This is a genomic window from Dyadobacter sp., from assembly GCF_017744695.1.
Lineage (GTDB): Bacteria > Bacteroidota > Bacteroidia > Cytophagales > Spirosomataceae > Dyadobacter.
Window position 1 is genome coordinate 1,835,891 of the sequence record NZ_JAGIAS010000001.1, and the last position, 14,280, is coordinate 1,850,170.

The 14,280-nt window shown below is 50.3% G+C and carries 14 protein-coding genes; 8 read left to right on the forward strand and 6 right to left on the reverse strand.

Going from position 1 to position 14,280, the window contains the following annotated elements:
* The first annotated feature begins 42 nt into the window (after positions 1–42).
* Positions 43–849, forward strand: coding sequence for a UDP-2,3-diacylglucosamine diphosphatase (locus J7619_RS07315; protein ID WP_291196246.1), 807 nt, complete (start codon positions 43–45; stop codon positions 847–849).
* Here J7619_RS07315 and J7619_RS07320 read toward each other — a convergent pair.
* From J7619_RS07320 to J7619_RS07335, 4 genes are all read right to left on the reverse strand, one after another.
* A complete protein-coding gene (locus J7619_RS07320; RefSeq protein ID WP_291196249.1) occupies positions 846–1,601 on the reverse strand; it encodes a carboxypeptidase-like regulatory domain-containing protein in 756 nt (251 codons plus the stop codon). The genes J7619_RS07315 and J7619_RS07320 overlap by 4 nt on opposite strands.
* 165 nt (positions 1,602–1,766) lie before the next feature.
* Positions 1,767–2,600 carry a phosphatidate cytidylyltransferase gene (locus tag J7619_RS07325; protein WP_291196252.1) on the reverse strand — a complete coding sequence of 278 codons (834 nt, stop codon included), beginning with the start codon at positions 2,598–2,600 and terminating at the stop codon, positions 1,767–1,769.
* Entirely contained in the window at positions 2,572–2,793 is a 222-nt protein-coding gene (locus J7619_RS07330) for a DUF2007 domain-containing protein (protein ID WP_291196254.1), read from the reverse strand. The genes J7619_RS07325 and J7619_RS07330 overlap by 29 nt, the downstream gene beginning before the upstream one ends.
* A gap of 23 nt (positions 2,794–2,816) precedes the next feature.
* A complete protein-coding gene (locus tag J7619_RS07335; protein ID WP_291196257.1) occupies positions 2,817–3,782 on the reverse strand; it encodes a CPBP family intramembrane glutamic endopeptidase in 966 nt (321 codons plus the stop codon).
* 57 nt (positions 3,783–3,839) lie between these two features.
* Between J7619_RS07335 and dusB the strand changes: the two genes are divergently transcribed.
* The 4 genes from dusB (at position 3,840) to frr (ending at position 6,719) form a co-directional block, all read left to right on the forward strand.
* Positions 3,840–4,829, forward strand: a complete 990-nt coding sequence (gene dusB, locus J7619_RS07340; protein ID WP_291196260.1) for a tRNA dihydrouridine synthase DusB — start codon at positions 3,840–3,842, stop codon at positions 4,827–4,829.
* Complete coding sequence (locus J7619_RS07345) at positions 4,823–5,350, forward strand: acetyl-CoA carboxylase biotin carboxyl carrier protein subunit (RefSeq protein ID WP_291196263.1); 528 nt, start codon at positions 4,823–4,825, stop codon at positions 5,348–5,350. Before dusB ends, J7619_RS07345 begins: the two co-directional genes overlap by 7 nt.
* Positions 5,351–5,411: 61 nt before the next feature.
* Positions 5,412–6,134: a UMP kinase gene (pyrH, locus tag J7619_RS07350; protein WP_291196266.1), complete on the forward strand. Its 723-nt coding sequence runs from the start codon at positions 5,412–5,414 to the stop codon at positions 6,132–6,134.
* Positions 6,135–6,158: 24 nt separating this feature from the next.
* The gene (frr, locus tag J7619_RS07355) at positions 6,159–6,719 is read left to right on the forward strand and encodes a ribosome recycling factor (RefSeq protein ID WP_291196269.1); all 561 of its coding nucleotides are present in this window, start codon (positions 6,159–6,161) and stop codon (positions 6,717–6,719) included.
* Between the two features lie 171 nt (positions 6,720–6,890).
* On the opposite strand, the gene J7619_RS07360 is transcribed toward frr, so the two are convergent.
* Both J7619_RS07360 and J7619_RS07365 read right to left on the reverse strand, forming a co-directional pair.
* The gene (locus J7619_RS07360) at positions 6,891–7,883 is read right to left on the reverse strand and encodes a UDP-glucuronic acid decarboxylase family protein (RefSeq protein ID WP_291196272.1); all 993 of its coding nucleotides are present in this window, start codon (positions 7,881–7,883) and stop codon (positions 6,891–6,893) included.
* A gap of 36 nt (positions 7,884–7,919) precedes the next feature.
* Positions 7,920–9,236, reverse strand: coding sequence for a UDP-glucose/GDP-mannose dehydrogenase family protein (locus J7619_RS07365; RefSeq protein WP_291196275.1), 1,317 nt, complete (start codon positions 9,234–9,236; stop codon positions 7,920–7,922).
* A gap of 211 nt (positions 9,237–9,447) precedes the next feature.
* Between J7619_RS07365 and J7619_RS07370 the strand changes: the two genes are divergently transcribed.
* The 3 genes from J7619_RS07370 (at position 9,448) to J7619_RS07380 (ending at position 14,278) form a co-directional block, all read left to right on the forward strand.
* Positions 9,448–10,614, forward strand: coding sequence for an acyl-CoA dehydrogenase family protein (locus J7619_RS07370; protein ID WP_291196278.1), 1,167 nt, complete (start codon positions 9,448–9,450; stop codon positions 10,612–10,614).
* A gap of 159 nt (positions 10,615–10,773) precedes the next feature.
* Entirely contained in the window at positions 10,774–13,242 is a 2,469-nt protein-coding gene (locus tag J7619_RS07375) for a glycoside hydrolase family 9 protein (protein WP_291196281.1), read from the forward strand.
* Between the two features lie 121 nt (positions 13,243–13,363).
* Entirely contained in the window at positions 13,364–14,278 is a 915-nt protein-coding gene (locus J7619_RS07380) for an SPFH domain-containing protein (RefSeq protein ID WP_291196284.1), read from the forward strand.
* The last annotated feature ends 2 nt before the right edge of the window (positions 14,279–14,280 follow it).

Genomic DNA, 14,280 nt, shown 5'->3' on the forward strand with positions numbered 1-14,280 from the left:
TTCCGCGAACATCGTAAATTGCACCGCATTTGTACAATCTACATGAGTCTTTCATTCCAGCAAAAAAACATTACCCTTGCCCCTGGGCGGCGCATTTACTTCGCGTCTGACTTTCACCTCGGCGTACCCACCGCCTCCGCGAGCCGCGAGCGCGAAAGGCGCATCGTAAGCTGGCTGGAATCAATCAGACACGATGCCCAGGTGATCTTTCTCGTGGGCGATATTTTTGATTTCTGGTTTGAATACAACCGGGCGATACCGAAAGGCTTTGTGCGTTTGCTGGGCAAGCTGGCCGAGTTGGCAGACGAAGGAATCGAGCTCGTGATTTTTACAGGAAACCATGATATGTGGATGTCGGGGTACCTCACCGAAGAGCTCGGTGCGCCCATTTACCGCAACCCGGTGAGCTTCGCTATCAGCTCGCCATCAGGTACTAAAAAGCTGCTGGTAGGCCACGGCGACGGCCTTGGCCCGGGAGACCATACTTACAAGTTTTTGAAGAAAGTATTTGAAAACAAGTTCTTCCAATGGCTCTTCCGGGTCGTACACCCGGACGTAGGTATGTGGATCGCCTCCGAATGGTCGAAGCGCAGCCGGTTGGCGAATGTGAATAAGGGTGAAGAACGCTTCCTGGGTGCGGATCATGAATGGTTATTCCAATATTGCCGCGATGTGGAGGCTACTGCTCCCCACGACTATTACATTTTCGGACACCGGCACCTCGTGCTCGACATGGACGTCAGTGCACATTCACGCTACATTAACCTCGGCGAATGGGTTACCCAGCAGCATTATGCCGTATTTGACGGCAATGATTTGCAATTGAAGAAGTTTGAACCGGCTGGCTAGTTTCCGCTCCGCTTTTTGGCAGCTTCCGCTTCGGCGGGGCTTGGCACGATGAAATCCTGCTTCGTGATATTTTCACGCGGGGTTGCATTCAGCTCTTTGCTCCAATCCTTCTGTTTCAAGTCCCCGTTTTTGACTGATTTGATAAATTTCGCCCATGCAAACGGGTTCAGGAACGGGAAGCTCGTAGCAAAACCTTTGTTCGCCGCCGATTCCCTACCAAACATCAGCTGGTCCATCGAGTACCGATAGTTGGTCTGCGCATTGTTGGGCATTTGAGCGGCAAGCCGATTGATATAATCCGGGTCGGTACTCTTTGCCAATGCATCACGCTCGGCCTGATCGGGCAATTTAAGTGCAAGAAAAGCCTTCTTAAATTCCTCTTCGGTTGAATAGGGGTAGATGGTAACGCCGGAAAGGGTCACTACATCTTCGCGCAGGGCCACGATCGCCGAATAGATATCCGAGTTGTAACCTCTTGGAACAATGTGGAATTGCTTTTTATAGCCTACATAGCTGAACACAATGCTATCGCCCGGGAAAACCGGGATAGTAAATGAACCGTCGGCTTTGGCAAGCGTTCCCCGTCCCGCATTCACGATAAAAATGGTGGCACCGGGCAAGCGCTCCGTGGTTTTACCTCCCACGACCACCCCCGAGAAGATAATCGCTTTCTGTTCACCCTGAGCAAATGCTTCCCGCCCACACAACATTCCCGCCAGCACGAGGAAAAATATTAAAAGACTCCGTTTCATTCCTTCCAGATTACGCCCCGGGAAAGCCCGGAAACTTTGATTAGCACGATGATAAATTTCCCTTCAAATAGTGTTTGCCGAATGCTTGTAAAAATTCCGTTCCTTATTTTACAAACGACCTGAGTAACCGGGCATTGCCCTATGAATTATACAAAGCGATTTTGCTCAGGAAAATAACTTCAAAAATGTAACAATAAATGGCGCCGACAGTAAAAGGCCGTCGAAACGGTCGAGGAAGCCTCCATGGCCGGGAATACTGCTCCCCGAGTCCTTGATGGCGATACTCCGTTTGAACAACGATTCCACCAGGTCGCCATACGTACCCACCACCACGATAATCGCGCCGATGCAATACCACTTCCAGGGCTCGAAGGTACGGAAATAATGCCCCAGCGCAAATGCGATGATACCCGCAAAGACAGCACTGCCCATTGACCCTTCCCAGGATTTTTTGGGAGAAATGCGCTCGAACAGTTTCCTTTTCCCAAACTTGGTCCCCGCAAAATACCCCCCGATATCCGACGCCCAGAGGAGCAGCAGGCTACCGAGTACGATCTCGTAGTTGTAAGTTCCTCCGCGCAGCGCCATCACGATGATCAATGCGAACGGCAATGCCACGTAAATAATGCCCAGGAACGTAAAACCGATATTCGTAAAGGGTTTCAGATCGTTCTTTTTATAGAGTTTGATAAAAAAGATCATCGATAGCAGCGGGCTGATAATGAAGTAGTTTTCAAACTCGACAATGTCCTGCTCTATCAAATACGCAAGAAGCATCATGACTGTGCCACAGAACGTGCCATAATATGTAAGTGGCTGGTTACCATCGAGGCCGAGCAGTTTGTAAAATTCGAGCTGTGTGAGGGAGCTGATGGCGCAAAAAAGCAGCAAAAATGACCATTCACTGTAAACAATGCAACTAATAATAACAAATACGCCCGCCAACCCGGTGATGGTCCTTTGCTGTAAATTACTCAGGTTGTTTAAGCGCTTCGTCATTTGTTAGTATTGTTTGGGCCTTTTCCAGTTCGACTGCGGGCACATGCACTTCAAAGTTTCCGAATATCGGGTAATTACTATCCTGCTTGTTCACAATCACCGCCCCGATTCCATTCTGTTCCAAAATTTCGCGGGCTATTTCGGCCCGGATCGCCTGTCCGCTCTGGTAGGCCTTCGCCCAGTTTTCCTCCATTATTTTTGAAATGTTAAATTATCTTAAAAGTTGCGCAGAACACCCGTTCCCGTCCCCTGGCCGTTTTTTCTGATCACCTGCAGAATGGCAGCAGACACAACCAGCGAAGCCGTAATGAGCATCAACGGCATCGATTTTGCCTCTTCTATATTAATCTCTATCAGGCCTACATTATGTAAATACATCATTACCAGCACAAAACCATTGTTAACGAAATGTGCCAGGATCGCGACCCACAAATTGCCGCTCCAATAATACAGATAGCCGAACAATGCACCAAGCATCATACGCGGCAAAAAGCCGTAAAACTGGAAGTGAATAGCACTGAAAATAGCCGCCGACACCCAGATCGCCACATGAATATTGCGTAATTCGAGGTACAATTTGGATTGTATCACCCCCCGGAACAGGATTTCCTCCCCAAGAGCAGGCAACACCGTTACTACGAACAAAGCGATCAGCAGCTGGCCGAAATTCGTATAACTCGTGAGAAACTCCGTCATCACCGAAAGCTGGTCTTCCTTATCGCGCATCCATTTTTCGAGGCCCGACAATGCATCCGGTAAATCCATCGCCTGATTCCATTCGATAAACTTGCTGTTCGCCGGAATAAATGCCAGTACCAGCAAAAACACCAGTACCCAAATGTACCATACAGGTTTGCGCTCCGTGCTCAGGGCGCTTATGGTGCGGCGTTCGATATAGAACCAATAAATGAGTGTCGGGAGCAAATAGGAAAAGAAATGGACCGTACCTTGCATGATCATCAGCGCGTTCCACCCGTTTGGTACTTTTTCAGGTTCGGCAAAGAGCTGGGTGAGCAGGGCTGTAACGCTTTCGGTGTCCGCGCCAAGGTAAACGGCGAGCGCCATTACAGCCAGTACGTTGCCTACGGCCATACCGATAAGCATGAAGCCGACCAGTACCAATAAACTGCCCCAGGTGCCGGGTACGCGCGAAACAGCCAGATTCGGGTTACTATTTTGCATAATTGGTGTAAATTTACAGTTTATTATCATATTACTGCGTAGTGGTGTTGAAGGATTATGGTTAAGATTGGAAATATAGAACTGAGTGATTTTCCGTTGCTGCTGGCGCCTATGGAGGACGTCAGCGACCCGCCTTTCCGTGCGGTCTGCAAGGAAAACGGGGCCGATTTGATGTACACCGAATTTGTGTCGTCCGAAGGGCTCATTCGTGATGCGGCTAAAAGCGTTCAGAAACTGGATATTTTTGAGTACGAAAGACCGGTGGGCATCCAGCTATTCGGCAGCGATGTGGAAACGATGGGCTCGTGCGCAGAGATCGCCTCGCGCGTGAACCCCGACCTGATCGATATCAACTACGGCTGTCCCGTAAAGAATGTCGCTTGCCGCGGCGCGGGCGCTGCATTGTTGCAGGACATTCCCAAAATGGTCAAAATGACGGAGTCGGTGATCAAGTCGACGCATTTACCGGTGACGGTAAAAACGCGCCTTGGCTGGGACGACAATACGAAGAATATCCAGGAAGTGGCGGAGCGCTTGCAGGATATCGGCATAAAAGCGCTGTCTATTCACGGGCGCACCCGCGTACAGATGTACAAAGGCGCGGCCGACTGGTCGCTCATTGCCAAAGTGAAGGAAAACCCGCGCATTACCATCCCAATTTTCGGCAATGGCGATATCGATACGCCCGAGAAGGCATTGGAATACAAAAATACCTACGGCGTAGACGGCATTATGATCGGCCGCGCGACGATCGGTAATCCGTGGATCTTCAACGAGATCAAGCATTACCTCAAAACCGGTGAAAAACTGCCGCCGCCTACCATGGAGCAGCGCGTGGATGTTTGCCGCAGGCACCTCGAATTCTCCATCCGCTGGAAAGGGCCGGTAGCAGGTGTTTTTGAAATGAGAAGACATTATACCAATTATTTCAAAGGGCTGGAACACTTCAAACCATACAGAATGCGCCTCGTGGAAGCGCCTACCTTCGACGAACTCGACAGCATCCTCAAAGAAATTGCGAACGATTACAGCGAAATGGTATGCTGAAAGTAAATGTGGGCAACAAGCCGCAGGCCGAGCAGCCTGAAAACAGCCATGCATTTGAAATCGACCAGCGGAAAGAAGGCTGGTTTATCAATGGAAATGCTTTCAACGGCGACATTGCGGCGCTTGGCAACAACCGTTTCCACGTTATCTGGAACAACAAATCCTACAATATCGAAGTGCTGGACCGTAACCCGACCGAAAAAACGACGCATTTGCTCATCGACGGCCAGCATTACCACACTACGGCAAAGGACGACCTCGATCTTTTGCTCGAAAAAATGGGCATGCAGAATGGCTCCGCTCAAAAGATCAACAACGTAAAAGCCCCTATGCCGGGTCTGATCCAATCCATCGCCGTGGCCGAAGGAGACAGCATTGCCAAGGGTGACAACCTGCTCGTGCTGGTGGCCATGAAAATGGAAAATGTGATTAAATCATCGGGAAGCGGGGTTATTAAAACGTTGAAAGTGACGCCCGGACAGATTGTGGAAAAAAACCAGGTATTATTGGAGTTTCACTAAATTACTTGTGAATCTGAACTTCGTCCGCTTATTTTTACGGATCAAAACACCACTCACAACCATGCCGGAACCAAAATACAAACGTTTATTACTGAAACTCAGCGGAGAAGCACTCAACGGGGGCGACAAAGCCCAGGTCATCGACTTTAACATTCTCGACAATTATGCCAAGGAAATCAAAAGGATTACCGAGGTAGGCGTGCAGGTTGCAATCGTAATTGGTGGTGGAAATATTTTCCGCGGAGCTTCTGTGGAAAAATCCGGGATCGACCGGGTTCAGGGCGATCATATGGGCATGCTCGCGACCGTGATCAACGGGATGGCGATCCAGAGCTCACTGGAAAAACACGGAATGAACACACGCCTGATGTCGGCCATCAAAATGGAGCAGGTTTGCGAGCCATTGATCCGCCGCCGTGCTGTTCGTCACCTCGAAAAGGGACGTGTAGTGATCTTCGGAGCAGGTACCGGGAACCCTTATTTTACAACCGATACAACAGCGGGCCTCCGTGCCATCGAGTCGGAATCGGAGGTGGTTTTGAAAGGTACCCGTGTGGACGGTGTTTACACGGCCGATCCGGAGAAAGATCCGACGGCAACCAAATACGACCAGCTATCATTTGACGAGGCATTGGCCAAAAACCTCAAGATCATGGACCTTACCGCATTCACGTTGTGCAAGGAAAATGACCTCCCGATCATCGTATTCGATATGAACAAACCCGGCAACCTGTACGATCTGGTGATGGGTGGAAACGTCGGAACGCTGATCTCGAACCAATAGAAAAATACAGCTTACTATAAAACAATGGAAGAAATAGAATTATATCTGGATGACGCCAAGGATACCATGGACGGCGCAATCAAACACCTTATTATTGAATTAGGTAAAATCCGCGCCGGAAAAGCATCTCCGCAGATGCTGGAAGGTCTTCAGATCGAATACTATGGTTCAATGACGCCGATCCAGAACGTGGCGACAATCAACACGCCCGATGCCCGGACGCTGGCGATCAAACCTTTCGAGAAGAAAATCATCAACGACATCGAAAAGGCGATCCGCAATAGTAACCTGGGCTTCTCTCCTTCTAACGATGGCGAGCTCATCCGGATTTCTGTTCCCCCATTGAATGAAGAGCGCCGTCGCGAGCTCGTAAAACGTGCCAAAAACGAGATTGAAACCGCGAAGATCAATGTTCGTAATATCCGTCAGGATGCCAACAACTCGCTGAGAAAACTAACTAAGGAAGGTGTTTCCGAGGATTTGGTAAAATCCAGTGAAGAGCGCGTTCAGAAACTGACAGACAGCTTCGTGGCCAAAATAGAGCAGATATTCTCCGTGAAAGAAAGGGAGATCATGGAAGTATAATACGACTGATTCCCTACCTTAACCAAACAAAAACCCGCCGAAAGCGGGTTTTTTGTTTGATTAAGGTCCCCGGACTGAAGTCCGGGGCAATGGGATTAAGATTGCTTAAAATTCAAAAAGAAACATGCAATGCCCTGGACTTTAGTCCGGGGAAAATATAGATTAATACAATTATTTGTTGGCGCTGAATCCTTCGAAACCGCGGTGGTTCGACTCTTCGTACAAACGCTCCTTCGGCAAGCTGCGGAAGTAATCGTAGGTAATGCGCAAACCTTCTTCACGGGGCACTTTCGGTTCCCAACCCAGAACTTCTTTCGCTTTCGAAATATCCGGCTGGCGCTGTTTCGGATCGTCCTGTGGAAGCGGTTTGTAAACCACTTTCTGATCTGTGCCCGTCAGCTTGATAATCTCTTCCGCAAACTGGCCGATCGTGATCTCCGCCGGGTTCCCGATGTTAACGGGCAACGAATAGTCGCTCATCAGCAGACGGTAAATGCCTTCTACCAAATCATCCACATAGCAGAACGAGCGGGTTTGCGTACCATCACCGAACACGGTAATGTCCTCGCCGCGCAACGCCTGGCCCATGAATGCAGGCAATACCCGTCCGTCGTTCAGGCGCATTCTGGGTCCGTAGGTATTGAAGATACGAACAATACGCGTTTCGAGGCCGTGGTAGCGGTGGTACGCCATCGTGATTGCCTCCTGGTAACGCTTCGCCTCGTCGTAGCAGCCGCGCGGCCCGATCGGGTTCACGTGGCCCCAGTAATCTTCGGTTTGCGGGTGCACGAGCGGGTCGCCGTATACCTCCGAAGTGGAAGCGATAATGAAACGTGATTTTTTGGCACGGGCCAATCCCAGCAGGTTATGCGTTCCCATTGCGCCTACTTTGAGCGTCTGGATCGGGATTTTCAGATAGTCGATCGGACTGGCGGGAGATGCGAAGTGCATAATGTAATCGAGCTCGCCGGGTACATGCACATATTTGGTCACATCATGATGATAAAACTCGAAATTCGGGTTGGGCATCAGGTGTTCGATATTGCGCATATCGCCGGTGATCAGGTTGTCCATCCCGATCACATACATTCCCTCCTTTAAAAAACGCTCGCAGAGGTGCGAACCCAGGAAACCTGCTGCTCCCGTAATTAAAACACGTTTCATTAAGATGAGTAAGTTAGAGTATTTACTATTTTATGATCAGGCCGGTACCACCTTCTCGCGACCGATGCTATAATAGGTATAACCCATTTCACGCATCTGATCGAGTTCGTACAAGTTTCTGCCGTCGAAAATCACCTTGTTTTTCAACAGTTTACCCATTTTCTCAAATTCCGGCGTGCGGAACTGAGGCCATTCGGTAAAGATCATCAACGCATCCGCGTCATCGAGCGCTGCGTAAGGCGTGTGGCAGAAAGTAACCTTATCGCCCAGAACGCCCTTCACATTAGGCATCGCCTCAGGATCATAGGCGGTCACTTTCGCGCCGGCTGCGAGCAATGCATCGATGTTTTCCAATGCAGGAGCTTCCCGGATATCATCAGTATATGGTTTGAATGCCAGGCCCCACACTGCGATCGTTTTGCCTTTCAGCCCATCACCGAAGAACCCTTCCACCATCGGAAGCAGTTTCTTTTTCTGGTCGTAGTTCACATCCATCACCGATTTCAGGATGCGGAAGTCATAGTCGTAATCTTTGGATGTTTTGGCGAGCGCCTGAACGTCTTTCGGAAAACAGCTACCGCCGTATCCGATCCCCGCGAACAGGAAGCGCTTGCCGATACGGCTGTCCGTACCGATACCGCGACGAATATCGTCCACATTCGCACCTACTTTCTCGCAAAGGTTCGCGATTTCGTTCATGAAGGTGATCTTCATGGCCAGGAATGAATTCGCTGCATATTTGGTCATTTCTGCCGAGCGCTCATCCATGAAAATAACAGGGTTACCCTGGCGTACCAGCGGGGCATACAACTTCTCCATTACCTTTTTGGCTTTTTCCGAGGTTGTACCCACCACGACGCGGTCGGGTTTCATGAAATCTTCCACGGCTACGCCCTCACGAAGGAACTCGGGGTTCGACACCACGTCGAAATCCACTTTGGCATTTTTAGCGATCGCCGCGTGTACTTTCTCAGCCGTTCCGACCGGCACCGTGCTCTTGTCGATGATCACCGCATACTGATCCAGGATCGGCCCGAGATCGTCTGCCACTTTGAGAATATATTTCAGGTCGGCAGAGCCGTCTTCCCCCGGAGGCGTTGGTAATGCGAGGAATATCACCTGCGCATCTTTGACACCTTCGGCCAGGTTGGTCGTAAACAACAAGCGTCCTTCGGCCACATTGCGGTCGAAAAGAACGTCGAGACCCGGCTCGTAAATGGGTATTTCTCCTTTTTGAAGGCGTTCAACCTTTCTGACGTCGATATCGACGCAAGTCACCTGGTTGCCGGTCTCGGCAAAGCAAGTACCTGTCACCAAACCCACGTATCCTGTTCCTACTACTGCAATTTTCATAAACGGTTAATTATATATAGCTGTTTTGGCACTTGTTTAATAAAATCCGGGAATTGTACTTAACTAAGTCCAGTGCGTGAGGACGGTTGCAAAAGTAATTTTTTTAGGCGAATGTTCACCTTCGCGATTTGTATTTGTTCGTTACTGGCTAGCGAATTTGTCGCATTCTCACTATCATTGGGTAGTCACACAAATATAATCATCAACACCTATGGACACACGAGAAAAGGACCTGACTATAAACCCCTCCGACGAAATTTGTAACCTCATCAAACAAACCGTCAGGGATTTCGCCGCGCTGCACATCAAGCCAAACATCCGTACCTGGGACGACCAGCAGCATTTTCCAAAAGAACTTTTCAGATCGCTGGGAGAGCTCGGCCTCATGGGTATGCTCATTCCTGAGAGCCTCGGTGGCGCAGGGCTCGGCTACCGCGAGTATGTTACGGCTATTATCGAGCTGGCGAAGGTCGATCCGTCGGTAGCCTTGTCAATGGCAGCACACAATTCGCTTTGTACCAATCATATCTACATGTTCGGCAACGACGAACAGAAGCAAAAATACCTGCCCGGCCTCGCTACGGGCTCGCTTGTGGGTGCGTGGGGCCTTACCGAGCCTAATACCGGTTCCGACGCGGGCAATATGCGCACAGTGGCCGTCCGGGATGGGAACGACTGGGTAATCAATGGTTCCAAAAACTTCATTACCAATGGCAAAAGCGCCGATGTGCTGGTCGTAATGACCCGTACCGGAGAACCAGGCGACAAGCATGGCGCCACCGCATTCGTGCTCGACACCAATACACCGGGTTTCACGGCGGGCCGCAAGGAAGACAAACTCGGAATGCGGGCTTCTGAGACCGTGGAACTGTTGTTTCAGGATTGCCGTATTCCGGACAGCCAACGATTGGGAGAGATCGGCGACGGGTTCATACAATCCCTTAAAGTGCTCGATGGCGGCCGCATTTCCATCGCCGCGTTGGGCGTAGGTACCGCCTGGGGCGCGTATGAGGCAGCTCTGACCTATTCCAAAGAACGCAAGCAGTTCGGCAAAGCTATCTGCGACTTCCAGGCCATTGCATTCAAACTCGCCGACATGTACACCGATGTCCAGGCTTCGTCATTACTCACTTTCCATGCCGCTGCATTGAAAGACGCCGGAGAAAAAGTGACGCTGGCGAGCTCGGTGGCCAAATACCACTCGTCGGAAACAGCTGTGCGCGTGGCCAACGAAGCGGTGCAGATATTCGGAGGTTACGGGTTTGTGAAAGATTATCCCGCCGAAAAATTCTATCGCGACAGCAAGCTTTGTACCATCGGCGAAGGCACAAGCGAAATACAGAAAATCGTTATTTCCAAGGAAATATTGAGGAACTAGTTCCCGTATCGCAACCTTTTACCCGGCTCTTTCAAAAAGAAACCCTGTTTATTCCAACCGGCCAATAAGTAAGCACCGCCGGTTGGAATTTGCTTTTTCTTCGCCTCCCTCCAAGGCACAAGTATGCTGCATTCCGTCACAGACCAAACATGAAATGTGATGGAAAGAACAATGCTACTGCTGCTCCTTCTGGTGACCAGCTACGCCAACGCCCAACCAGCCGGTTCAATACCCGGCAATCACGTGATAACATCGTCACTGATTTCCAACCGCGTTATTTCACTGACAATCAGTGAAAGATTCGACACCACGGGCTGCCATGATCCAAAGCGCTATTCGCTGCTATCAGCCATTGATCCTGATTATCAAACGTTCACCCAGCCCGTCCGGATTGGTCGGCATAGCTTCGTAAAGGGACTTAGCCCGTCCGACGAGCCGACCATCGTTTTTGAATTGTACCTGATTTTTGAAAAACCATTAAAAAACGGCACCTCCTACCATTTACAAGTCGACAACATTAGCGACACCGATGGTAACACTGCAAATCTGGACACCATCTTTACTTTCAGCGACGCCGAAATCCGAGGAAATGTAAAGGCTAATGAAGTAGGTTATCTGCCCGCGAGCCCTAAACTGGGGAAATTGGGGCGATTTTTGGGTGATGCCTGGTTTATGCCCATCGATTCGCTTGCACCGCCTGCGTTTCAGGTTATGGATGAGGATCAGCAGGTAGCATTCACCGGAACTTGTCAGTATCTCAAATCAGACTCGGCATTCAGTGGCGAAAGTGTGTTTGAAATGGATTTTTCCGCTTTGGAAACACCTGGCAAATACTACGTTTATGTGCCCGGATATGGCCGTTCCGAAATGTTCACCATCGCTTCGGACTGCTACAATACACTTTACCTGAACACCGCCCGGGCATTATATTACCAGCGATCCGGCGAACTTGACGCCATCCATGCCGGCGCATGGGCACGCGAAGGGTTACCTGCTCAAACCGCCCAAATCCATTCCTCGCACCTTAACTCAGCACTCTATTCAGCCTCCGACTACCCTCCGGGTACCGCATTACCCATGCTGGGCGGCTGGCTGGATGCAGGCGACTACGGGCGTTACGTTCCCACGGCGGCGAGCGCATTGTTCATTATCTTCACCGCGTTTGAAATTTACCCCGAAAAATTCCCCGACAACCACCTCAATATCCCCGAAAGCGGCAACGGCATTCCCGATTGGCTCGACGAGGCCCGATATGAAACCGACTGGCTCATGCAAATGCAGGCGCCCGACGGCGGCGTTTACTTCCGCGTCACTCCCGCCACGTGGTCTCAAGGTTTGCCGGGCGAAGAGCAAAACACCCTCTACATTTCTGAAAAAACCACGCAGTCGACCGCATTATTCGCGGCGGCGATGGCCATGGCAGCCAGAAATTTCCAAAACGCCAATGCCGCCTATGCCGCATTATGCCTCGAAAAAGCCCGCAATGCATGGTCATTCCTGAAAAACCACACCACTCCTACACCTCCGGTTAATGTTCCCGGCATTTCGGCAGGCCCTTATCCCGACCCTATCGACGCCGACAACCGCGCATGGGCAGCGGCAGAACTGTACAAAACAACCGGCGAAGCGCAATACAATACCGATTTTAACGAATGGTACAGTCAAATCCCGCATCAGTTCCATGCGACCATGAGCTGGCAGCAGCATACTTTCAAAGCCGCCTGGGCTTATGCAACCACGACTTTTGATGTAAACAATGCGTTTGTCGACGAATTTAAAGACAAGCTGAACAGCGAAATATTGGTGAATTATTTCAACCGAACCATGAAAATCCACGCCTACCATGGCGCCTACCACCATTTCAAGGGTTACGTGGGTTACGGTTCTTTCGGGATGGCTCAAAGCTATGCATTCGACTACATTTTGTTTGCGCATATACTGCAAAAGCCTGATTTGCTGAATTATGCTAAAATCCAGCTCGATATTCCTTTGGGCAATAATCCGCTGTCACAATGCTTCATCACAAATGCCGGCGTGCATTCGCCACAGTATCCTTTGCATTGGTCGACGCTTCCAGGCAAGTTTGCGCAGCCCGTACCCGGTGTGCCGGTTTTCGGGCCGGCCGCTTCTTTGCTGATGAACCGGCCTTCGAGTTTTATCATCCAGGATTCACTGAATCGCTACCCCTATGGCTATCTGAAAGAAGATCCATATCCTGTCCTTCGTCGCTATACCGACGCGCGGCAGGCTGTTGAAATGTCGGAATTTACGGTACAGGAAATCAGTGTGACGGCAGCGGTGTTTGCGTTTTTCAGCAGCACCGATACAGACGGCACATTTGAAAACTCCACCATCCGCTCTGTAAAATCGCCTTGTCGGCAGGTAAAATGGTCTGTTTACCCGGTTAGTCACCCTGTTTACAAAATCACAATTGAAAGTACTGCTGAACGAAACACGGAAGATTATACCGGCGAGCTTTACAATCTGTCGGGTCATAAAATAATGGAAATCACGCCGGCTTCCGACCTTACTTTCAATGCCTCGCACATGCCCGCAGGCGTATACATTTTGCGCTTGCGAACGCGTGCAGGCATCGATTTGGGAGGCAGGAAACTATTGATCCCCTAGTCGCGCGACCACTTATCCGGGAGATCGACCGACGGGCACCATTACCTTACATTAGTCCGAGAGCGATAGGAATGAACGCCACTTCGTGTTATTTTCGCCATAGACCTTAAACCGACTTGTTATGACCCCTTTCATTGTTCTGCTCGTCCTGGTGGTGCTCACCATTCTGATGACCGTCAAGGTTGTCCCACAGCAAAGTGCTTACATTCTGGAACGTCTGGGAAAGTTTTATGCCGTCCTGCAACCGGGCGTCAATTTTATCATTCCCTTTTTCGACCGGATTGCCTATAAGTACACGCTTAAAGAAGCCGCTGTGGATATTCCCGAGCAGATCTGTATCACCCGCGATAACGTGCAGGTGCGCATGGACGGCGTCATATTCATCCAGGTAATCGACCCGCGGAAAGCGGCCTACGGTATTTCGGACTATACTTTTGCCGTAATCCAGTTGGCCCAGACGACAATGCGTAGTGAGATCGGCAAGCTGGACCTGGACAAGACATTCGAGGAGCGTATGACGATCAACCGTGCGGTCGTCGAATCGATCGATGAAGCGGCCACAGGCTGGGGCGTGAAGGTACTCCGCTACGAAATCAAGAACATTACCCCGCCGCAAAGCGTACTGAATGCGATGGAAAAACAAATGCAGGCTGAACGCGAGCGTCGTGCGGTGATCCTGCAATCGGATGGTGAAAAGCAGGCGGCGATTAATGTAGCCGAAGGACAAAAACAGAAAGTCGTGCTGGAATCGGAAGGTATCCGCTTGCGGCAAATCAACGAGGCGGAAGGCGAGGCTTCGGCATTGAAATCGGTGGCAGAAGCGACAGCAGAAAGTATCCGACTCGTAGCCAAGGCTATCCGGGAAGAAGGCGGCACAGAAGCTGTACAATTGAAAGTAGCCGAAAATTACGTGGAGCAATTTGGTAAAATAGCCAAAGCCGGCAATACCCTGATCCTGCCTGCCAACCTCGCCGACATGGGTTCGCTGATCGCGACGGCATTAACCGTAGTCAAATCATCGGAACATAAGCAATAGTA

Coding starts and splice junctions, on each gene's coding strand:
- J7619_RS07315 (WP_291196246.1), top strand. CDS start 43: ATGAGTCTTTCATTCCAGCAAAAAAACATTACCCTTGCCCCTGGGCGG.
- J7619_RS07320 (WP_291196249.1), bottom strand. CDS start 1,601: ATGAAACGGAGTCTTTTAATATTTTTCCTCGTGCTGGCGGGAATGTTG.
- J7619_RS07325 (WP_291196252.1), bottom strand. CDS start 2,600: ATGACGAAGCGCTTAAACAACCTGAGTAATTTACAGCAAAGGACCATC.
- J7619_RS07330 (WP_291196254.1), bottom strand. CDS start 2,793: ATGGAGGAAAACTGGGCGAAGGCCTACCAGAGCGGACAGGCGATCCGG.
- J7619_RS07335 (WP_291196257.1), bottom strand. CDS start 3,782: ATGCAAAATAGTAACCCGAATCTGGCTGTTTCGCGCGTACCCGGCACC.
- dusB (WP_291196260.1), top strand. CDS start 3,840: ATGGTTAAGATTGGAAATATAGAACTGAGTGATTTTCCGTTGCTGCTG.
- J7619_RS07345 (WP_291196263.1), top strand. CDS start 4,823: ATGCTGAAAGTAAATGTGGGCAACAAGCCGCAGGCCGAGCAGCCTGAA.
- pyrH (WP_291196266.1), top strand. CDS start 5,412: ATGCCGGAACCAAAATACAAACGTTTATTACTGAAACTCAGCGGAGAA.
- frr (WP_291196269.1), top strand. CDS start 6,159: ATGGAAGAAATAGAATTATATCTGGATGACGCCAAGGATACCATGGAC.
- J7619_RS07360 (WP_291196272.1), bottom strand. CDS start 7,883: ATGAAACGTGTTTTAATTACGGGAGCAGCAGGTTTCCTGGGTTCGCAC.
- J7619_RS07365 (WP_291196275.1), bottom strand. CDS start 9,236: ATGAAAATTGCAGTAGTAGGAACAGGATACGTGGGTTTGGTGACAGGT.
- J7619_RS07370 (WP_291196278.1), top strand. CDS start 9,448: ATGGACACACGAGAAAAGGACCTGACTATAAACCCCTCCGACGAAATT.
- J7619_RS07375 (WP_291196281.1), top strand. CDS start 10,774: ATGGAAAGAACAATGCTACTGCTGCTCCTTCTGGTGACCAGCTACGCC.
- J7619_RS07380 (WP_291196284.1), top strand. CDS start 13,364: ATGACCCCTTTCATTGTTCTGCTCGTCCTGGTGGTGCTCACCATTCTG.